Genomic DNA, 19,652 nt, shown 5'->3' with positions numbered 1-19,652 from the left:
AGCGGTCAGCGGTCAGCGGTCAGCGGTCAGCGGTCAGCGGTCAGCGGTCAGCGGTCAGCGGTCAGCGGTCAGCGGTCAGCGGTCAGCGGTCAGCGGTCAGCGGTCAGCGGTCAGCGGTCAGCGGTCAAAAATCAACCAACTGCTGACTACTGTCAAGTATTTGCACTTTAATAAACAATAATTAAAGTGCAAATTTGCATTAAACTGACGGCTTATAGCTGACAGCTTCAAATCAGCTCATCAAACAAATTAAAGAGCGTGTCCATCTCTTCGATGGTGTTGTAGTGCATACAGCCAATGCGCACCACGCCGCCAGTATCCAATACACCCAATTGCTTGCATAAGCCTTGAGCGTAGAAGTTACCATCCCACACACATACATGTTGCTTGCCTAAAAACTCAGACACTTGGCGTGGCTCAAGCCCTGCAAAGGTTAACGCAAACGTTGGGGTACGTTCAGCTAAACGATCTAAATCATCAATACCAAATAGCTTAATTTTAGGATAGTTAACTAAACGAGTAAGAAAGTACTCACTTAACGCCATTTCATGCTGTTTCGTTTTAGCAAAAGCTGCTGTTAATTTATCACGGCGTGAATAGCTTTCATCAAGCTCACTAATATCAGCAATGTAGTCAACAGCAGCAATTAAGCCTGCGAGTGCTTCAAAGCTTTGCGTGCCGGTTTCCCAGCGCCCTGGAATAACATCTTTGGCAGGCTCTACTTTGTATGGTCTAAATCCTTCAAGGTGCTCACGCTTACCGTACACCATGCCTAAGTGCGGGCCAAAGAACTTATAGGCAGAGCAGGCCAAAAAGTCACAATCAAGATCTTGCACATCAACTAACTCATGTGGCGCATAATGCACTGCATCTACATAAACCAAAGCACCTACGCTATGAGCAAGTTCTACAATACGTTTAATGTCGTTAATAGAGCCGGTGGTATTTGATGCGTAAGTCACTGCAACAAGTTTAGTCTTAGCATTTAGCAAACTCTCAAAATGCGCTAAATCTAAGCTGCAATCAGCTTCGTTAATCAATACAGTATTAACCTTTGCGCCTTTATCTTCTGCAGCTTGTTGCCAAGAGGAGACATTTGAGAAATGATCTGCGTTGGTCACGATAATCTCATCACCCGCTTGCCAATCACGAGAAATCGCACGGCTAAAGCTAAAAGTAAGGCTGGTCATATTCGCACCGAATACAATTTGATCGCTTGATGGTGCATTGAGTAAATCAGCCGCGGCTTGACGTGCATTAGCCATAAGCTCAACGGTTTTATCGCTTGAGAAAAACGCGCCGCCTAAGTTAGAGTTGTAATAACCTAAGTAAGCCGACATAGCACTAAGCACTGATTGCGGTACTTGCGAGCCACCCGGGCCATCTAAAAATATTGGCGATTTACCCGCAACTTGTTGCATTAATGCCGGAAATTGACGACGTAGTTTAGTTAAATTCATTGCCATTCCTTAAGCCGTTAGTACGAAACAATCTAGGTAACCGTCTTTACTTGCATCAATTTTATTCATTGGCGTGGCGTTGTGCCACACTTCACGGTCGTTGATTAATGCAAACATACCGTCTTTAATTTCCATTTTAAAACACGGCTCAGCTTGTTTGTTTTCATAAACAAGTAATTCACCACCTTCTAGGTTTTCATGTGATACACCACAAATACATACATGATCAAAGCCGTCTTGGTGAATACCTTCTGGCGCCGGTGGTGTGTCACTTTCAATAGCAAGCATACGAAATTGATGAATTTCAATATCACGGTCTTCGTCTATCCCAGTAATAGCGCGAAATTCATTAACGATACTTTTCATGCCTTCACTTTGCAGTAAGCTTGACTCTAAGTTCTCATAAGTACGCTCAACATTGCCTTGAAAAGTATTAATTGAATCATCTTGTACAAAGGCTTTCGTGGCTTGTAAAACAAGTTCATCATTTTGCACTTTAATTACTGAGTAACGGCGTTTACGAAACGCACCGTCGGCATACGGGTTAGCCGGAAGATTAGCAAATGATGGCTTAACAGCCTCAATATGAGCTTGGTTTACAAAGCGAAGTTGTAATAGGTTCTGGTTGTTTAATGCTGTCATAAAATCTCACCTAAAAATAAGAGGATTAACTCATAAATAATGAAGGGATTTTAATGCAAATAGAGAGGATTTTTTGCGTCTTTACTTGATTAAGTCAAGGTTAAAGTAGAATTTTAAGATCTAAAATATCATTATAATGAAATTTTAATCTAACAACAAATAACTGGTTGAATTTCTATTTATAAACATCAATAACAAAAACACTTAAAGCGTCCAATAAACCTCATATTGATTTTGCAACCTTCGAGTATAAGTTCAACTTAGTACTAGGCTGGTAAGGTGGGTTATAGCACCCCTTCTTAATGTTCACTACATACAGATGATATTTAATAAAAAAGCCTGCAAAACAGGCTTTTTATGTACAAACTAGTTAAAATTAAACAGCTTGCTGAATAATTACGTTGTCTGCTTTTTTGGTATAAACAGGCATGCGATGGAAGTTCAAATAACGATAAGTATCAGCTGCTGTTGCGTTAATTTTTGCTGCATACTGTTGGTACTCATCAGCTGTCGGTAACTTACCTAAAATCGCAGCTACGGCTGCAAGTTCTGCTGACGCTAAGAATACATTTGCACCATTACCTAAGCGGTTCGGGAAGTTACGCGTAGAAGTAGAAACCACAGTTGCTTTATCTGCAACACGGGCTTGGTTACCCATACACAGTGAACACCCTGGAGTTTCAATACGAGCACCTACACGACCAAAGATACCGTAATAACCTTCATCGGTAAGTTGATCCTTATCCATCTTAGTCGGTGGCGCAACCCATAATTGGGTTGGAATACGTCCTGAATATCCATCAAGTAGTTTACCTGCGGCGCGGAAGTGGCCAATATTCGTCATACATGAACCGATAAATACCTCATCAATTTTCTCGCCCGTCACATCAGATAATAAACGTGCATCATCAGGATCATTTGGCGCACACAGAATTGGCTCTTTGATATCGGCTAAGTCAATCTCTAGTACATGCTTATACTCAGCATCTGCATCAGCTTCCATGAGTTCTGGGTTTGCTAACCAGTCTTGCATTGCATTAATACGACGTTCAATAGTGCGTACATCGCCATAGCCTTCTGAGATCATCCACTTAAGCATTACAATGTTTGATTCTAAGTATTCAGCAATAGACTCTTTAGAAAGCTTGACAGTACAACCTGCCGCTGAACGCTCTGCTGATGCATCGGAAAGCTCAAATGCTTGCTCAACCGTTAAGTGCTCAACCCCTTCGATTTCTAGTACACGACCAGAGAACTCGTTGATTTTACCTTTTTTTTCTACAGTCAGTAGACCTTCTTTGATAGCGAAGTAAGGGATTGCATGCACAAGGTCACGTAGCGTGATACCAGCTTGCATTTCACCTTTAAAACGTACCAAGATTGACTCCGGCATATCAAGAGGCATAACCCCTGTTGCGGCTGCAAATGCCACTGCACCTGAACCTGCAGGGAATGAAATACCTAATGGGAAGCGTGTATGCGAATCACCACCCGTACCTACGGTATCTGGTAATAACATCCGGTTTAACCATGAATGAATAACACCATCACCAGGACGAAGTGATACACCGCCACGGTTCATAATGAAATCAGGTAGCGTATGATGGGTGTTTACATCAATAGGTTTAGGGTAAGCAGATGTATGACAAAAAGACTGCATGGTTAAATCAGCAGAGAAACCTAAACAGGCTAAATCCTTAAGCTCATCGCGAGTCATCGGCCCTGTCGTATCTTGCGAGCCAACGGTGGTCATCTTAGGCTCGCAGTATTGACCAGGGCGAATGCCTGCAACATTACATGCTTTACCCACCATTTTTTGTGCAAGCGTGAAGCCTTTATCAGATATTTCAGTTACTGCTGGCACTTTAAATACATCCGTTGCACCTAAACCCAGTGATGTACGCGCTTTGTCTGTTAAGCCACGGCCAATGATCAGTGGAATACGACCACCAGCGCGAACTTCATCAAGAATGACATCTGATTTAAGTTCAAAAGTAGAGATCACCTCATCAGTACCATGACGTTTAACAACCCCTTCATAAGGGTAAATATCGATTTGATCACCCATATTGAACTCGTCGACATTTAATTCGATTGGTAACGCACCAGAATCTTCCATTGTATTAAAGAAGATTGGCGCAATTTTATTACCTAAACATACACCACCAACACGCTTGTTCGGTACGAACGGAATATCATCGCCCATAAACCAAAGCACCGAGTTAGTGGCAGACTTACGTGAAGAACCCGTGCCAACAACATCACCAACATATGCCAGTGGTAACCCTTTCGTTTTTAATTCTTCCAGTTGTGTAATTGGGCCAATTTCACCGCCTTTATCTGGCGTGATGCCATCGCGCTCAATTTTTAGCATTGCTAAAGCATGCAGAGGAATATCAGGGCGAGACCATGCATCTGGTGCTGGTGATAAGTCATCAGTATTTGTCTCACCCGTTACTTTAAATACCGTAACAGAGATTTTTTCAGCAACCGCGGGCTTATTAGTAAACCACTGTGCGTTTGCCCATGATTCAATAACTTGTTTAGCAAAGCGATTACCTGCTTTGGCTTTTTCTTCAACATCATAAAATGCATCAAACATTAGTAATGTATTTGCAAGACCTTTAACAACAATTGGTGCAAGCGCATCGTCATCAAGTAAATCAATCATAGGGGCGATATTATAGCCACCAAGCATAGTACCTAACAGCTCTGCTGCTTGCTCTTTTGAGATAAGTGGTGATGATGCATCACCTTTAGCAACAGCAGCCAAAAACCCTGCTTTGATGTAAGCCGCATCATCCACACCAGGTGGTACACGGTTTACTAATAAATTTAGAATAAACTCTTCTTCACCCGCCGGTGGAATTTTTACTAACTCGATAAGATCAGCCGTTTGCTGAGCATCTAATGGCGCTGGTACGATACCTAATTCGGCACGCTCTTCTACGTGTTTACGATAATCTTGTAGCACAGTATTGCCCTCTTGGTGACGTGAAAGTATTCGGTAGTGCGAGTGTTCGCGTAAAATTACCAAACTTTTATAGTATTCTGACGGTTCATAATAAAGCTTTTAAGTATAGATTAAAATCCATCCAGTAGCGCAAAACATGATACTCATTATAAATATCGTGAATATCACACACAAAAAATACCTGTCAGATGAATACCAATTACGAATCATTATTATCAGGCATAAAAAAACCCAGCACATGGCTGGGTTTTTATAAATCAAATTTTATTAACGCTCAACTTTCACGCGTTCAATTGACTTAAGGTGTGCTTCTACACGACGGTTTTCAGCATGAGCTTCCGCAGTGTTAGCTGTATTTTTAAGACGCTCTTCGCCTAAACCAACCGTAGTGATACGATCAGCAGCAATACCATCAGCAATTAACTTAGCTGCAACGGCATCAGCACGCTTCTTAGATAACCATTTGTTGTAATCTGCTTTACCAACAGCAGAAGAGTGACCTTCAAGCAATACTGTTGTTTCAGTATGTTCTTTTAAGAACGCTGCAACTTTATCAATGCCGCTATCATATTTACCGGCAACTTTTGAAGTATTGTTAGGGAATGTTACTAATAAGCTCGTAGTTACTTCACGATCTTCATAAAGAGTACAACCAGTACCGTCTACTGCATCTGTCATTGGTGTATTAGCACATTGGTCATCAGCATCAGGGATATTATCGCCGTCACTATCAACAGGTGCTACAGCAACAGGAACTACAGCAGCAACTGGTGCAGCTTCAACTGGTTCTGCTGAGCTTTGCGCGCCAAAGATATAGCTAAGACCTAATTTAGCACCAACATCAGTGTAACCACGGTCAAGACCTTGGTATAAAGATGTTTCAGCGTTAAATGCAAAATTATCAGTAAAGTAATGTTGGTAACCAGCACCTACGTTAGCAAACATTAAATCTTCATCAACAGCATCAAGGTTTTTCAAACCAAAGATCCCATAGAAAGGACCGCCATTGATATGATATAGACCATCAATACCGTAACGCTTACCGTCTTCAGAACCACTAACCGACGTCCCGTCAGTTGCACGAGCAGTCCAATCGAAATCCATGTCTGCGTATTCTAAACGAGCGCTCCAGTAATCATTGAAGCGATAACCTAGCTCAAGACCCCAACCTGTAGAATCATCAACATCTAAGCCACCTTGTTCATAACCGCGAACATTTTCCCAAGAAGCATCGTAGTAATCGCCAAATGCACCGATGTAAAAGCCTTCTTTTTCGGCCGCGAAGCTTGAAGCGCTAGTTGCAGCTAGTGCTAAAGCAATAGTAAGAGATTTAAGTTTCATGTTTCATTCCTTTCCATTAAAAATACCTAAAGGCCATTTTGGCCAAACTCACTCTAAGATAGATGATGACCAATTAATCCAAACTTAATAAGCTATAGAAACTGAAAATTTAAAATGAAGCTCAGTAGCTTAGAGCAACACCAAATACGACAATGCCTATATCAATTCTTAACTCGCTAGATACTTTGCGAGCTCTCAAAATTATTTAACTCATTTCAAACTTCGACAAATTAATTGATTAACAATCACAATACTACAATTATTTACGGCTTTATTACTTTAAATCAAGTTTAAATTCACTTTAATTAAAAGAGAAAGTTGATTAAGTAGTCAAGATTAACATCATACAGTGTTAGCCTTTTTACTCAAAAAGTAAATATTGGCAGGTATTTTAAACGTAAAAAAGCCAACTTAAGTTAATCAAGTCGGCTTTCTAAAAGTAAATATTACTGAAGTTAAAGCCATTTTAACTTCAGTAAGTAAAATTAATTGCGAAGAACTTTAACTCGTTCAACACTCTTAACCTGAGCTTCTACTCGGCGGTTTTGCGCATGAGCTTCAAGTGTGTTTGCTGTGTTTAGCAAACGCTCTTCACCGTAACCAATTGTCGATACTCTGTCAGATGAAATACCATCTTTGATTAATACATCAGCCACATCTTGTGCACGCTTTTTAGATAATTGCATATTATAATCAGCATCACCAACGGCTGAAGCATGACCTTCTAATAAAACTGATGTGCCATCGTTTTCTTTCATGAACGCAGCTAAAGCAGCAATATCATCAAAATAACCATTTGGTACTTCAGCTACATCGTGCGGGAATGTAACTAGCAATGTCATCATTGCTTCTTTCTCTTCGTACAGTGTGCAGCCTTTATCATCAACGGCATCTGTCATTGGTGTATTAGCACATTGGTCATCAGCATCAATAACGCCATCATTGTCACTATCCATTGGAGCTGCCGTTACAGGCGCAGGCTCTACCGGTGCAGGTGCTGAACCTTGCTCACCAAAGATATAGCTAAGACCTAGTTTAGCGCCAACATCTGTGTAACCACGGTCAAGACCTTGGTATAAAGATGTTTCAGCGTTAAACGCAAAATTATCTGTAAAGTAATGTTGGTAACCCGCACCTACGTTAGCAAACATTAGATTTTCAGAAAGATCTAATTGCTTAAGGCCGAAAATACCATAGAAAGGGCCGCCGTTAATGTGGTAAAGACCATCAATACCGTAACGTTCACCGTCCATGCTGGTTGCAGTCATAGCAGGATTTGAGCTTGATATATCAAAATCCATATCAGCATATTCTAAACGCGCACTCCAGTAATCGTTAAAACGATAACCAATTTCAGCTCCCCAACCTGTTGAATCATCAACGTTGGTGCCTGCACTACCACGGACATTTTCCCATGAAGCATCGTAATAATCGCCAAACGCACCAATAAAGAAACCTTCTTTTTCAGCAGCAAAACTTGAAGCGCTAGTTGCAGCTAGCGCTACAGCAATAGTAAGTGATTTTAATTTCATTGTTTCCTTCCCATTTTCGCAATTAAAATTGTAGCTAAGTAACCCTAGCTTTTAATCTTTAAACCAGAGTAAAAAATCATTTGTTAATCATTACCTAACAAAACGCCTAAATTGTGTTTTTGTCAACTAAAGTGGTTGTTAATACAAACGGTAATAAGTATAGACGATATAAAAAACTTTACCTAACCCACAAGTAAATCGTCTACCGACAACACTAAAAGCACCTTACAAAGTCAATATTAATAGCAGTAAGGGAACTTTAAGACGTGTTAAAGTGTTCAGTCTCTTAGGTACATTATATTGGTTAATTTTAAATCAACAAGTGGCAAACGTATTTATTTTTTATAAATATTAATGAATAACAGGTAATAATCAGCCTAAAGCAAGAAAAATAAATACAACCTCATAATAACGACTGATATTTAGAAAAAAACCAATAGAAACAAAAATATATTACCCCATAGGTCGACTTCATTAGGTGCCACAAAATGTTTGATAATTTTCATCATCTTCAGGTGCTAAAGTCCATGACTCTTTTACTGGGGATTGATATGGCTGTTGCAATGCATGCAAATATTCGTTCAATATTGGACTTTGATGCTGATGCGTAAAATCTTTTAAGATAGCTTCAATAATATGGTTACGCGGGATCAATTTTGGGTTCGCTTGTCGCATTGTCGGATAACTGTCTATATTAGTGCGTGTTAACCATTTAATTGACCAAGCAGCCAACTCACTAGGAATGGCAACACTACCTTGTAATGACTCGGTCAACGCATCGAAGCTATTGGTGTAATCAAGTTTATGCGTTTTCAGCAGCCCCAGTAACTCTGAAACTAACTCCTTATCACCAGCTTGCTCGCCATCAAGCCCCAGTTTTTGCGCCCACATTTGACTAAATGCGTGATTAAATTGCTCAGAAAAACCATTAATTAGCGGGCTCAATAGCGCAACGGCTTGCTCTTCATCGTCGCTAATTAAGGGTATTAAACTTTCAGCTAAGCGGGCACAATTCCAGTTAGCTATATTTGGTTGATTACCAAAAGCGTAGCGCCCCTGCCGATCTATAGAGCTAAACACAGTGTCAAAATCAAACTGATTCATCATAGCACATGGCCCATAGTCTATGGTTTCACCACTGATCAGGGTGTTATCTGTATTCATCACACCATGGATAAAACCAACTCGCATCCAGCTCACCACTAGCGCTATTTGTTTTTCAACAACCTTAGCTAAAAACGCTAAATAGCGCTCAGGACCCGTTGTATTGATTTCAGGGTAATGGCGTGCAATGGCTAAATCAGCCAATGCCTGCAAACCAGCAACATCACCTTGGCTTGCTAAATACTGAAACGAGCCAACGCGGATGTGACTACGTGCAACGCGGGTAACAATGGCGCCTGGCTGCGGGGGTTGTCGGTAAACAGTTTCACCGCTGGCGACGACAGCTAAACATCGTGTAGTTGGTACTCCTAACGCGTGCATCGCCTCACTCATTATGTATTCACGAACAGCAGGGCCAATTGCGCAGCGACCATCGCCACCGCGGGAGAATGGCGTAGCACCTGCACCTTTAAGCTGAATGTCCCATAGCTGTTGCTGCTGATCGGCAACAGCCCCTAGTAAATGGGCACGGCCGTCACCCAAACGCGGTGAAAAATGACCAAACTGATGCCCTGAATAACCCAGTGCAACAGGCGCTACGTTACTGCTATTTAGGTTACCTGCAAAAACCTGTGCACGTTCAGCGCTGGCAACGTCAATATTAAGCTGCTGCGCTAATACATCGTTCCACAGCAATAACTTGGGTGCTGCAACGGCACTAGGAAAATCGGGCACTGCAAAATCATCAGCAATCTGGGTATAGCGAGCAACTAGTTTCATGGTATTCCTTAAGCTGGGGTTGTTTGTATACCTACGCGATTATCACCTACGCTGTATGCGATAATTAAGCTTAGCGCTTGTAAGCTTAAGCCGCTTTGCTGTTGTAATTCATTAAAAAATGCTTGTGCCGCAGTTAACGACTTTTTAGTTTGCAAACCGCCGTCAATTATTTTGTGAGCACGCAAATAATTTTCAACATCGCGCGATAGCAAAAAGGTATCTTTGCCAAGTGCGCGCAATGCATAAGGCCCTGTGTTACCCCCTAAACGCGCACCGTGTTTTTTTAAATATGCCCATAAACCAATTATGTCGCCTGTTGGCCAATTAGCAATAAACTGGCTAAAACTGCCATGCTCTGCGGCAATATCATGGATCATGTAAGTATTATGAGGAATAGTTTGTACTTTTTTAAAATTACGGACAATTCGCTCATCCGTGGCTTTTTGCTCAAGCATATCAGGCGGCATCATAAGTAACTTTTCAACACTAAAGTCCCAAAATACCTCGCGAAAACCAGCCCACTTATTGTTGATCACTGACCAATAAAAACCACTTTGAAAAATCTTGCGGGTAAACTCTTCAAGCCATGCATCATCAGATAAGCACTTCAGTTGTTCAGTCGCAAGAGGTGCGTGTAACAATTGCTCAAGCATAGCAGTACCGCCTTTACGCTGTGCCGCTCGTTGATAAATATCCTGAAACTTTTCCATTACTTAATACCCTTTTACCACTATGCACACTAGTGTACGAAAAAAGCTATTAATACGTAACCATTGAAGTGTAAAGATCAACATAAACACGGCGACTAACTAAAGATTTATTTCCAGAGTTCGGATTACAGTCTTGACACCTAGATGGCTAAAATGCTTTAATCACCGCCATTACCCCTATTTAAGGTGTCAGTTTTACTTTTTAAAACTGGCGCTGTGGGCTAGAAGAGGTGCGTTATTCAGGTAACGTATGTGAGGAGCACAACACTCCAGTGATCATACGTGAGGGGAATTAACGCCGAGAAGTAACACTTTTTGTGAAGGGTTATTTCGGGCGACTGGGTTGAATCCCAGCGACTGTCACCAATAACAGCTTGGCTGTTAAAATATTTGGTGGAGAGCTTCTGGTCTTAGCATAATAAGGCCATTGCGCCCTATTGTATTAAGCCCATTCGCTCTTCGAATTATTAGTTCGAACGATGTTAATGCGGCTCTTATCATAATGCTCATTAACTCCTCGAATCACTTATAAGTTCGTGAGAGATGATCAACAACTTCAATTTAAACGACTACCCATTGTGGACAGCCCTTGTCACGCCTTTTACTGACGCAGGCGAAGTCGACTATAGCGTGCTTGAGCAATTAGTTACGCAGCAACAGACAGCTAACAATGGCATTTTACTGCTTGGCAGTACAGGGGAAGGCTTAGCTCTTACCCTCAAAGAGCAGCAAGCGATTGTTGAGCACGTCTGCCAGTTAGCACCGACTGTGCCCTTGATGGTTGCCGTTGGCGGCATGAACCTCAAACAGCAAGTTGCATGGGTTGAATACTGTAACCAATTACCAATTCACGGTTATTTACTGGGCTCTCCTCTCTATGCCAAACCAGGCGTAGTTGGCCAAACCCACTGGTTTGAAAGTCTACTCAATGCCAGCAAGCATCCATGTATGCTTTACAACGTACCGGGGCGCAGTGCGATTGCTATCCCACCTGCAGTAATTAGCAATTTAAAAGATCACAAAAACTTATGGGCGCTTAAAGAAGCCAGTGGCGATATTGCTAAATTTGAAGGCTTTAGAAATGCCGCACCAGAGCTGGCGATTTTTAGTGGTGATGATGCGTTGATGCCTTACTTTGCCCAAGCCGGCGCGAAAGGCTTAGTATCTGTCGCAGCCAATGCATGGCCTTCACAAACCCACGAGTTTGTAAAACGTAGCCTCAGTGGTCAACACCCCAATTTATTTGCTGACTGGTCGCAAGCAATTCAAAGCTTGTTTGCTGTCGCAAACCCTATCCCCGTTAAAGTACTCATGCATTTACAAGGCCGTATTAATAGCCCGTATTTGCGTCCGCCTTTAACGCATCTTGAGTTAACGCAAACAGATTGTATTAACAACGCAAACAACACCATTTTATCTTGGCATTAAACACAGGTTTTTATAATGAGCTGGTTAGAACTATTAAATAATTTAGAATCGGGCGCAGTACGCGCAGCAACACAAGACGAAAGCGGCCAATGGCATGCGAATGTTGAAGTTAAACAAGGTATTTTAGAAGCGTTTAAAAACGGTACTAATACTGAATTCCCTGGTGGTTTTGTTGATAAGCATAACTTAGCGCCACAAGGCTTTGCAGCTGATGCAGGTGTACGTATGGTGCCAGGTGGCTCAAGTGTACGACGTGGTGCTCACGTTGCTAAAGGTACGATTATCATGCCACCAGCCTATGTAAACATTGGCGCCTACATTGACGAAGGCACTATGGTTGATAGCCACGCATTGGTAGGCTCTTGTGCACAAGTAGGTAAAAACGTGCATTTAAGTGCTGCGGTACAACTAGGCGGCGTACTTGAGCCAATTGGCGCAAGTCCTGTGGTAGTCGAAGACGATGCATTCATCGGTGCAGGCTGTGTAATTGTTGAAGGCGTAGTGGTTAAAAAAGGTGCAGTACTTGCCCCTGGCGTGCGTTTATCAGCAACCATTCCTGTCTACGACTGTGTCAATGAGCGCCAACTAGATAAAGGCGAGCCAATTCCAGAATATGCGATTGTTATTCCTGGTTCTCGTCCGGCATCAAATGCATGGGCCCGCGAGCAAGGCTTAAGTATGTCATGCGCACTAATCGTAAAATACCGTGATGAACAAAGTGATGCGTCATTACTTCTTGAAGAGGTTTTACGTTAATGACCTTTTTGAGCACGCCAGTTAAAAACACCATTGCAGCGCTATCAACTGAACTTGATACGCCATTTTTTGTTTACGACCTAGATACTCTAAACGCACACTTAGCGCGTTTAGTAGCGCAAACAGAGGTAAAACTTTGGTATGCGGTAAAAGCCAACCCATTATCGAAAGTGATTCAAAGCTTAGATAACGCAGGTTTTAACTTTGACGTAGCAAGCAAAGGTGAACTTGAGCAAGTACTTGCACAAGGCATTAACAGCGAGCGCGTGCTCAACACGGGGCCTGCAAAGAGCCCAAGCCAAATTAAACACTTTATTGCGCGCGGCGTGCGTATTTTTGTTGCCGAAAGCCTCAATCAAGTACGTTGGCTCAACGAGCAAGCAATTGCAAAGCAATGCCAACTGCAAGTCTTACTGCGTGTGCAATTACGTTGGCCTGAAAGTGAAAAAAATCCACTTGGTGGCGATAGCCTTACTCCATTTGGTTTAGGTTGCGATGAATGGCAAGCGCTCAATACTAGCGACTACCCAACGCTTAGTTTTGACGGCCTGCATATTTTCCAATGGGGCAATATGCTCAGTACTGACAAACTTGCCGAGCTTTGGTCACAAATGGTTGCACCACTGCAACAACTTGCAAGCGATTTAGGTATTCGTTTAAAAGTGCTCGATTTAGGCGGTGGTTTAGGTATTCCTTACACTTTAGATGCACCTACCTTAAGTTGGGATACATTAATTAGTGCCCTTGCAAAAATTAAGCGTGCTGCAGGCGTTGATGAGTTATGGATGGAGCTTGGCCGTTATGCCGTAGGTGAATGTGGCCACTACGCAACACCGGTGGTTGAGCGCAAACTTAACTATGGCCAGCAGCAAGTAATCTTAAGCGGTGGTATTAACCATTTATTACGCCCCGCCGTCACCAGCCAAGATTTCCCTGCACGATTATTACGTGACTCAACAGCCTCAAACCAAGCAATGAGTTTATATGGACCATTGTGTACTGCACTGGATTGTTTAGGTGAACATCAATTGCCTAACGATTTAAACGAGCAAGACTGGCTGGTGTTTAGCCAATGCGGCGCGTACGGTTTTACCGAAAGCATGCCCTACTTTTTATGCCATGAACTGGCCGCCGAATACGTTATGAACAATGGTGAGCTTAACTGTATTCGCCAAGCAGAAGATGCTAGCTACTACTTAAGGTAATTGAAATGAGTATGACAACTGCAATCAGCCAAGAAAATATCGTGGTTGGCGAAGTCGCAAATGGCTTACCGCTAACCATTCCTGTCTATCGTTTAAAAGGCGATGGCACTGGGCCAAATGTTTATGTGCAAGCCAATATGCACGGTGCTGAAGTACAAGGTAATGCGGTTATTTACCAATTACTTGAGCAACTTAAGCATCTTGAACTCAAAGGCGATATCACCTTAGTGCCTTATGCCAACCCAATTGGCTGTAATCAAAAGTCAGGGGAGTTTACCCTTGGCCGCTTTGATCCAATCACTGGCACTAATTGGAATCGCATGTATCACTGCAATAGTAAATTGGCGAGCCAATTTGCCGAGCAATATCGTGATGCCGATGAGCAAACCTTAAAAAGCGTATTTAAAACTGCGCTGATTGAAGAGGTAGATCAACAGCTTAACGGTCCAGCTTATCAACTAACTACTGGTAAGCGCATTGCACTCAATTTACAAAAACTCGCGCATCAGGCTGATATCGTGCTGGATTTACACACTGGGCCTATTTCAAGCCAGCATTTATATTGTCCAGATTACGCCAAGGCCAGCGCCAGCTATTTCAACATTCCCCATGTTTTGTTCATTCCGAATGACTTTGATGGTGCAATGGATGAAGCCAGCTTCTGCCCTTGGTGGCAACTAACCGAGGCATTAGCTCAACAAGGCCGTGAGTTTAACGTGCAAGTTGAAGCGTTCACGGTTGAGCTTGGCAGCCAAGAAAAAATAGATTTAACGGCGGCCCTAAATGACGCGAATAGTATTTTGAGTTACCTAAATCACAAGCAAGTGTTTGTCGATGCGCCGTACCAGCCTAAAGCAATGCAGCGCTACGGCTGTAATTTAAGTGATTATCTTGCTTACTATGCACCTATGGGTGGCATGGTTGAATATATAGCGCCACTTGGTGGCCATATTAAAGCCGGTGAGCCTATTGCTAAAGTGCTGCGCATGGAACGCTACTTGAGCGAGCAACCATTGCAAACACTCACGCTTGATTGTAATGCGATCGCTATTTTGCATTTTGCCTCAGCAAGCGTAAACCAAGGCACCGAGCTATATAAATTTTTTACCAACGTATTTGAGTTTTAACTTTTATGTAAATCTCAGCCCTTCTCATTGCGTGAGAGCACGATTATCCAACAGGAAAACGTGCATTGAACAAGCGGCTTCGGCCGCTTTTTCTTTGTATTTATGATCGAAAAGCGTCACAATCACGTAAGTTCAGTAACAATTCACTGATATTCAGTTACAGTCAATGCTGGATAAAATGTAATGGAAAGGTATTTTCGCTGGTTTTATAACACTGAAATTAGCCCATTCTCATTTACCAACAACACACGATAGCTACTCTATATTTGATTTTATCAAAGGAATAATAATGACTTGGCACTATGGGATCATATTCACTGCACTATTATCAAGCACCACATTTGCACAATCAGAACCAGCAACAAAGACCAACGAACAAGACGATGAGCTTGAGCTGGTAAAGCAATGTATTTTAAATGAAGCAATTGGTGGAGCTGGCGAAATGACGCTCGCGCAATTGCGCGAAAAATGCTCATCACTAGATGAAAGCAAACAAGTTACCGCGCTGGATAAACGCAAAGCGCGTGAAGAGGTTAGTCAAAAAAACCGCAATGTGATCACACCACATAAGCGTAACTATATTTTACCTATCTCTTATGTATCCCACCCAAACAATAGCTCGTTTGAAGCATATGACGAACTAACCGGTGAAAAAAAAGATGAACCACTCGATAACGTAGAAGCAAAATATCAGCTTTCAATTAAGGTTCCTATTTTCGATGATTTTTCTGATGAAGACCAAGCTATATTTTTTGCCTTTACATTGCAGTCATATTGGCAACTTTATAACAAAGAAAGCTCCTCACCATTTCGTGAGACCAACTATGAGCCAGAAATTTTTTGGGTTAATTATTTAGATAAAGAGCACGTTCCATGGGGCGACGAAATGGCTGTGGTGCTTGGTGTTTCCCATCAATCTAACGGTAATAGTCAGCCAGATTCACGCTCATGGAACCGTATTTATGCAAACTTTCTGTGGGAAAACGACGGCTACGTGTTTAGCTTTAAACCTTGGTACCGTATTTCAGAAAGCGAGAAAGAAACACCATTAGATCCAAGAGGTGATGATAACCCTGATATTTACAAATACATGGGTTACTTTGAATTTAGCGGTGCATATCGACTTAATGATCATGAGTTTAGTTTTATGACCCGCAACAACTTAAATTCAGACAATCGTGGTGCAATTCAGCTTGATTGGTCATTTCCGTTATGGGGGCGAGTTCGTGGTTACGCCCAATACTTCAACGGTTACGGTGAAAGTTTAATTGATTATAACGCGGATATAGAACGTATTGGTGTCGGTATATTGTTAACTGATTTACTGTAAAAATTAAGGCCAAGCAATCGCTTGGCCTTTTTGTTGTTAGTGCTAAATTCGGGCTACTTAATAATTTTAAATGTGCCTTCAAATTCGGCTACAAGTAGCTCACCGTCGTAAATTTCAACGGGCACCATGTAGCTTGCTTTACCATCTGTTTCCAGCTCAGCCAACTTGCCTTTACAGCCACTTAAATCAACGCTACCGCGCGGTTCATTATTGAGTGGTTTTAGGTATTTAATGTTTGCATCAGCAAGCACAATATTACCTTCAAGGTCGGCTTCTTTAAGCGCTAAATAAGTTGCGCCCCAGCCAGTGAGCGTTGCTAAACTATAAATAGAACCGGCAAACATAGTGTTATGCAGATTTAAGTTCGCATTGAGATCTGCGCTGGTGGTAAATTGCCAATCGGTGTAGCTTTCAACTTTAATGCCCATCGCATCGCTGATCGGAATAGATTCACGCCAAGTATTTTGCAGTACTTGCGTCCAGTTAGGGTGGCGGAACCAACCTGGTGCAGATGGTTTTTGTTTCACCATTTTCCAATGTTGAACATCGTCATAGGCTAAGTGGGCTTTTTCTTTGAGCTCGTAACCATGGCGCTTATAAAACTCAAGCGCGCGTTCACGGGCAAATAACACCAACTCATCGGCATCTTGAGTCCAAGCTATTTTTTCAAGCTCATGTAATAAACGGCTACCAATATGTTGATTACGATTGCCCTCAGCCACCGCCATATAACGTACTTGCGCTTGTTGTTGATTATTGAAATGCAGTCGTGCAACACCTAACACGGCTCCCTCTTTATTTTTAATAAAGCGGTGTTCGGCATCTTGCTCTAAATCATCCTGCTCAGAACCACGCGGCTCATTCCAAGGCGCGCGCAGTACTTGCCAACGTAATTGATAGTAAGCTTGCCAATCTTCACTACTTTGTGGTGTTGTCACCTGAAACATAATCACTCCTGTTGTGCTAATACCGTACTATAAAACGCTGCTGCCCATTGCTAAAAATAACATCAACAGAATACGGCTATTTATTATTGCAAACTACCATACTCCATCTGATAAAAACTTGGAATACGACTTTGGTGAGCAATGCAAAATATCTGCTTTACCTGTAAAACTTGATAGACATATTGGCGCTTTAGGTTGACTCGCCTATGCTGATGTAACTATGGAACATTTTTTTGAAGACAGCGGTGCAGTAAAACACAGTTTTATCGAAGATTGCCATCGCATCGGGCAATTACTCTATTGGCACAAATATGGCGCCGATTGCATTCAGGTGCGCCAGCATAAACAATTACGCTGGCTACTGATCAACGAAACCCTGCAATCCGTGGTCGAGAAAAGCAGTCCAAGCCATTTGCTGTTTCCACATTTACAATATTTAGCGCAATTATGGCAGCCACTCCCAGCACCAAACGCGGTACTTGAACTGGGCTTAGGTGGCGGCGCTATCCGCAATTATTTACAACACACCTACCCTGATAGTCAGCTATTATCTGTAGAGAAAAACCCCAATATCATTCATTGTTATAAGCGTTTTTTTGGCGGGGATCACGCATCCAACTTGCGCTGTTTTGATGCTGAAGCGGTATTAGAGCATGGCCCACAATACGATTGGATCATTCTTGATCTATTTAGCCAATTAGATGCACCGTTATTTTTATACAAACACCGCTTTTACGAAAAACTGCGCAGCGCTTTAGCTAAACATGGTTACCTGTTTATTAATTTTTTGTCCCAGCATGAATCACAACTAAAGCAGCTAGAGCATTTGCTGATCACCACGTTTGGTAAAATACCCAGCATTGAAAAAATCCCAGGTTATGCAAATAATATTGTGGTGATCAGAAAATAATTCGTTATACGGTTAAGTTAAATGTTACTGGCCCATCATTACATAAACTTACTTGCATATCCGCAGCAAATTGTCCTGTCGCAACACGTAACCCCGCCACTTTAGCTTGGCTTACAAAATACTCATAAAGCTCATTTGCTTGAACCGGTGTTGCCGCTGATGAAAAACTCGGGCGCATGCCTTTTTTAGTATCTGCCGCCAGAGTAAATTGCGATACCACCAATAATTCCCCCTGAATATCTTTGAGACTTAAATTCATTTTGTCGTTTTCATCGCTAAAAATACGGTAGTTCGTCACCTTGTGCAGTAGTTTATCAGCGGCGCTATTATCATCGAGCTTTTCAACCCCAAGCAATAACAGTATTCCCTGCTCAATTTGCCCAATAACTTGACCATCTACTGTAACTTTTGCGTGTTTAACCCGCTGAACTAGTCCTTGCATTTATTCCTCGATAATTTAATACACATAAGATCGGCTGCGCGCCGTACTGCCGCTAAATATACATTATTATCAACACCATGCCCAACGCCATCTAATATAAGCAACTGTGCATTGAGTTGCTCGGCTAAATGCTGCACCGCATTGAATCGGCATACTAAATCATGGCGGCCATGAATAAACCAAGTGGGAATTTTACTAATCTTTTTATAGTTTTCACTAATAAAGTTATCCGCAATAAAACACTGCGCAGCAAAGTAATGGACCATCAAACGCGCCATATTGAGCCCTAACTGTGGTGAACTCAATCCCCATTGATGCTGCTGTTTACCATGACTCAATACATTTTCCCACTGGCACCATAATTTGGCAAAGTGGTTGGCATTTATTTGATTATCATCATTTAATTGCTGCTGATAAAACTCAAGAATACTCGTCACATCAGGTAGATTTTGAGAAAAACGCGCATACAACTCAGGGTAAAAGTGTGCTGCACCACCAGTGCTGCTATATAACCAATCTAAATCTGCTGAAGTAGCTAAAAAGGTGCCCCGTAAAATTAATCCTTGTACATGTTGAGTATGTGCAATTGCATACAGTAAACATAAGGTTGCTCCCCATGAGCCACCGCTAAGCAGCCATTTTTCTAGCCCTAAATAAGTACGTAAGTAATCAAGATCAGCTACTAGCTCTGTAGTGGTATTCGCGCCGATTAAATGGGGAGTAGATTGGCCGCAGCCGCGTTGGCTATACAGAATAATACGGTAACGGGTAGGATCAAAAAAACGGCAATTATCCGCATGCAAACCCACGCCAGGGCCGCCATGGCAAATCACCACCGGCAAGCCCTCGGGCTCACCGTATTCCTGCACATGAATTTGATGGCCATCCCCAACACTTAAATGAAAGTCATGGTAGGGAGTAATATTCGGATATAACTGCATAATGCTGATTCTCCTATCAGCGA

At 42.1% G+C, this 19,652-nt stretch carries 16 protein-coding genes, 1 pseudogene and 1 riboswitch; of the genes and pseudogenes, 7 read left to right on the top strand and 10 right to left on the bottom strand.

Translation table 11 applies throughout. From position 1 onward, the window contains the following. Positions 1 to 181, top strand: a pseudogene (locus A7968_RS23910) (hypothetical protein); the annotation flags it as partial. 46 nt (positions 182 to 227) lie between these two features. Here A7968_RS23910 and A7968_RS17175 read toward each other — a convergent pair. The 7 genes from A7968_RS17175 to A7968_RS17145 form a co-directional block, all read right to left on the bottom strand. Further along, the gene (locus A7968_RS17175; protein WP_064667798.1) at positions 228 to 1,460 is read right to left on the bottom strand and encodes a cysteine desulfurase-like protein; all 1,233 of its coding nucleotides are present in this window, start codon (positions 1,458 to 1,460) and stop codon (positions 228 to 230) included. A gap of 9 nt (positions 1,461 to 1,469) precedes the next feature. Further along, positions 1,470 to 2,102 carry a 2OG-Fe dioxygenase family protein gene (locus A7968_RS17170; protein WP_064667797.1) on the bottom strand — a complete coding sequence of 211 codons (633 nt, stop codon included), beginning with the start codon at positions 2,100 to 2,102 and terminating at the stop codon, positions 1,470 to 1,472. Between the two features lie 376 nt (positions 2,103 to 2,478). Continuing rightward, entirely contained in the window at positions 2,479 to 5,076 is a 2,598-nt protein-coding gene (acnB, locus tag A7968_RS17165; RefSeq protein WP_064667796.1) for a bifunctional aconitate hydratase 2/2-methylisocitrate dehydratase, read from the bottom strand. Between the two features lie 267 nt (positions 5,077 to 5,343). Beyond that, positions 5,344 to 6,417 carry an OmpA family protein gene (locus tag A7968_RS17160; RefSeq protein WP_064667795.1) on the bottom strand — a complete coding sequence of 358 codons (1,074 nt, stop codon included), beginning with the start codon at positions 6,415 to 6,417 and terminating at the stop codon, positions 5,344 to 5,346. 485 nt (positions 6,418 to 6,902) lie between these two features. Continuing rightward, the gene (locus A7968_RS17155; RefSeq protein ID WP_064667794.1) at positions 6,903 to 7,949 is read right to left on the bottom strand and encodes an OmpA family protein; all 1,047 of its coding nucleotides are present in this window, start codon (positions 7,947 to 7,949) and stop codon (positions 6,903 to 6,905) included. A gap of 474 nt (positions 7,950 to 8,423) precedes the next feature. Further along, positions 8,424 to 9,833 (bottom strand): protein adenylyltransferase SelO, encoded by a 1,410-nt coding sequence (locus A7968_RS17150; protein WP_064667793.1) that lies wholly within the window; start codon positions 9,831 to 9,833, stop codon positions 8,424 to 8,426. Positions 9,834 to 9,841: 8 nt separating this feature from the next. After that, positions 9,842 to 10,543 carry a DNA-3-methyladenine glycosylase I gene (locus A7968_RS17145; RefSeq protein ID WP_064667792.1) on the bottom strand — a complete coding sequence of 234 codons (702 nt, stop codon included), beginning with the start codon at positions 10,541 to 10,543 and terminating at the stop codon, positions 9,842 to 9,844. A gap of 217 nt (positions 10,544 to 10,760) precedes the next feature. After that, positions 10,761 to 10,955, top strand: a riboswitch (Lysine riboswitch). A gap of 131 nt (positions 10,956 to 11,086) precedes the next feature. Here A7968_RS17145 and dapA point away from each other — a divergent pair. The 5 genes from dapA (at position 11,087) to A7968_RS17120 (ending at position 16,389) form a co-directional block, all read left to right on the top strand. Then, a complete protein-coding gene (dapA, locus tag A7968_RS17140) occupies positions 11,087 to 11,971 on the top strand; it encodes a 4-hydroxy-tetrahydrodipicolinate synthase (RefSeq protein WP_064667791.1) in 885 nt (294 codons plus the stop codon). Positions 11,972 to 11,986: 15 nt separating this feature from the next. Beyond that, a complete protein-coding gene (locus A7968_RS17135; RefSeq protein WP_064667790.1) occupies positions 11,987 to 12,727 on the top strand; it encodes a 2,3,4,5-tetrahydropyridine-2,6-dicarboxylate N-succinyltransferase in 741 nt (246 codons plus the stop codon). Then, complete coding sequence (locus A7968_RS17130; protein WP_064667789.1) at positions 12,727 to 13,932, top strand: PLP-dependent decarboxylase; 1,206 nt, start codon at positions 12,727 to 12,729, stop codon at positions 13,930 to 13,932. Before A7968_RS17135 ends, A7968_RS17130 begins: the two co-directional genes overlap by 1 nt. Positions 13,933 to 13,937: 5 nt before the next feature. Further along, positions 13,938 to 15,059 carry a succinylglutamate desuccinylase/aspartoacylase family protein gene (locus tag A7968_RS17125; protein WP_064667788.1) on the top strand — a complete coding sequence of 374 codons (1,122 nt, stop codon included), beginning with the start codon at positions 13,938 to 13,940 and terminating at the stop codon, positions 15,057 to 15,059. Positions 15,060 to 15,348: 289 nt separating this feature from the next. After that, the gene (locus A7968_RS17120) at positions 15,349 to 16,389 is read left to right on the top strand and encodes a phospholipase A (RefSeq protein ID WP_064667787.1); all 1,041 of its coding nucleotides are present in this window, start codon (positions 15,349 to 15,351) and stop codon (positions 16,387 to 16,389) included. Between the two features lie 53 nt (positions 16,390 to 16,442). On the opposite strand, the gene A7968_RS17115 is transcribed toward A7968_RS17120, so the two are convergent. Beyond that, positions 16,443 to 17,336 carry a bifunctional GNAT family N-acetyltransferase/hotdog fold thioesterase gene (locus tag A7968_RS17115; RefSeq protein WP_064667786.1) on the bottom strand — a complete coding sequence of 298 codons (894 nt, stop codon included), beginning with the start codon at positions 17,334 to 17,336 and terminating at the stop codon, positions 16,443 to 16,445. A 220-nt stretch (positions 17,337 to 17,556) separates the two neighbouring features. Between A7968_RS17115 and A7968_RS17110 the strand changes: the two genes are divergently transcribed. Continuing rightward, positions 17,557 to 18,246, top strand: a complete 690-nt coding sequence (locus A7968_RS17110; protein ID WP_064667785.1) for a spermidine synthase — start codon at positions 17,557 to 17,559, stop codon at positions 18,244 to 18,246. A gap of 4 nt (positions 18,247 to 18,250) precedes the next feature. Here A7968_RS17110 and dtd read toward each other — a convergent pair whose 3' ends face one another. Beyond that, positions 18,251 to 18,688: a D-aminoacyl-tRNA deacylase gene (gene dtd / locus A7968_RS17105; RefSeq protein WP_064667784.1), complete on the bottom strand. Its 438-nt coding sequence runs from the start codon at positions 18,686 to 18,688 to the stop codon at positions 18,251 to 18,253. Continuing rightward, positions 18,676 to 19,629, bottom strand: a complete 954-nt coding sequence (pip, locus tag A7968_RS17100; protein WP_064667783.1) for a prolyl aminopeptidase — start codon at positions 19,627 to 19,629, stop codon at positions 18,676 to 18,678. The genes dtd and pip overlap by 13 nt, the downstream gene beginning before the upstream one ends. Positions 19,630 to 19,652 lie beyond the last annotated feature (23 nt).

The sequence above is a fragment of the Pseudoalteromonas prydzensis genome (assembly GCF_001661495.1).
Taxonomy (GTDB): domain Bacteria; phylum Pseudomonadota; class Gammaproteobacteria; order Enterobacterales; family Alteromonadaceae; genus Pseudoalteromonas; species Pseudoalteromonas prydzensis.
Note: the sequence above shows the minus strand (reverse complement) of the source record. Positions and strands in the feature narration are given on the sequence as shown.

What these genes read in the sequence shown, in the direction of transcription:
- A7968_RS17130 (WP_064667789.1), top strand. Translation starts at nt 12,727, where the DNA reads ATGACCTTTTTGAGCACGCCAGTTAAAAACACCATTGCAGCGCTATCA.
- A7968_RS17150 (WP_064667793.1), bottom strand. Translation starts at nt 9,833, where the DNA reads ATGAAACTAGTTGCTCGCTATACCCAGATTGCTGATGATTTTGCAGTG.
- A7968_RS17115 (WP_064667786.1), bottom strand. Translation starts at nt 17,336, where the DNA reads ATGTTTCAGGTGACAACACCACAAAGTAGTGAAGATTGGCAAGCTTAC.
- A7968_RS17160 (WP_064667795.1), bottom strand. Translation starts at nt 6,417, where the DNA reads ATGAAACTTAAATCTCTTACTATTGCTTTAGCACTAGCTGCAACTAGC.
- A7968_RS17135 (WP_064667790.1), top strand. Translation starts at nt 11,987, where the DNA reads ATGAGCTGGTTAGAACTATTAAATAATTTAGAATCGGGCGCAGTACGC.
- A7968_RS17125 (WP_064667788.1), top strand. Translation starts at nt 13,938, where the DNA reads ATGAGTATGACAACTGCAATCAGCCAAGAAAATATCGTGGTTGGCGAA.
- A7968_RS17145 (WP_064667792.1), bottom strand. Translation starts at nt 10,543, where the DNA reads ATGGAAAAGTTTCAGGATATTTATCAACGAGCGGCACAGCGTAAAGGC.
- A7968_RS17170 (WP_064667797.1), bottom strand. Translation starts at nt 2,102, where the DNA reads ATGACAGCATTAAACAACCAGAACCTATTACAACTTCGCTTTGTAAAC.
- A7968_RS17155 (WP_064667794.1), bottom strand. Translation starts at nt 7,949, where the DNA reads ATGAAATTAAAATCACTTACTATTGCTGTAGCGCTAGCTGCAACTAGC.
- pip (WP_064667783.1), bottom strand. Translation starts at nt 19,629, where the DNA reads ATGCAGTTATATCCGAATATTACTCCCTACCATGACTTTCATTTAAGT.
- dapA (WP_064667791.1), top strand. Translation starts at nt 11,087, where the DNA reads ATGATCAACAACTTCAATTTAAACGACTACCCATTGTGGACAGCCCTT.
- A7968_RS17120 (WP_064667787.1), top strand. Translation starts at nt 15,349, where the DNA reads ATGACTTGGCACTATGGGATCATATTCACTGCACTATTATCAAGCACC.
- A7968_RS17175 (WP_064667798.1), bottom strand. Translation starts at nt 1,460, where the DNA reads ATGAATTTAACTAAACTACGTCGTCAATTTCCGGCATTAATGCAACAA.
- A7968_RS17110 (WP_064667785.1), top strand. Translation starts at nt 17,557, where the DNA reads ATGGAACATTTTTTTGAAGACAGCGGTGCAGTAAAACACAGTTTTATC.
- dtd (WP_064667784.1), bottom strand. Translation starts at nt 18,688, where the DNA reads ATGCAAGGACTAGTTCAGCGGGTTAAACACGCAAAAGTTACAGTAGAT.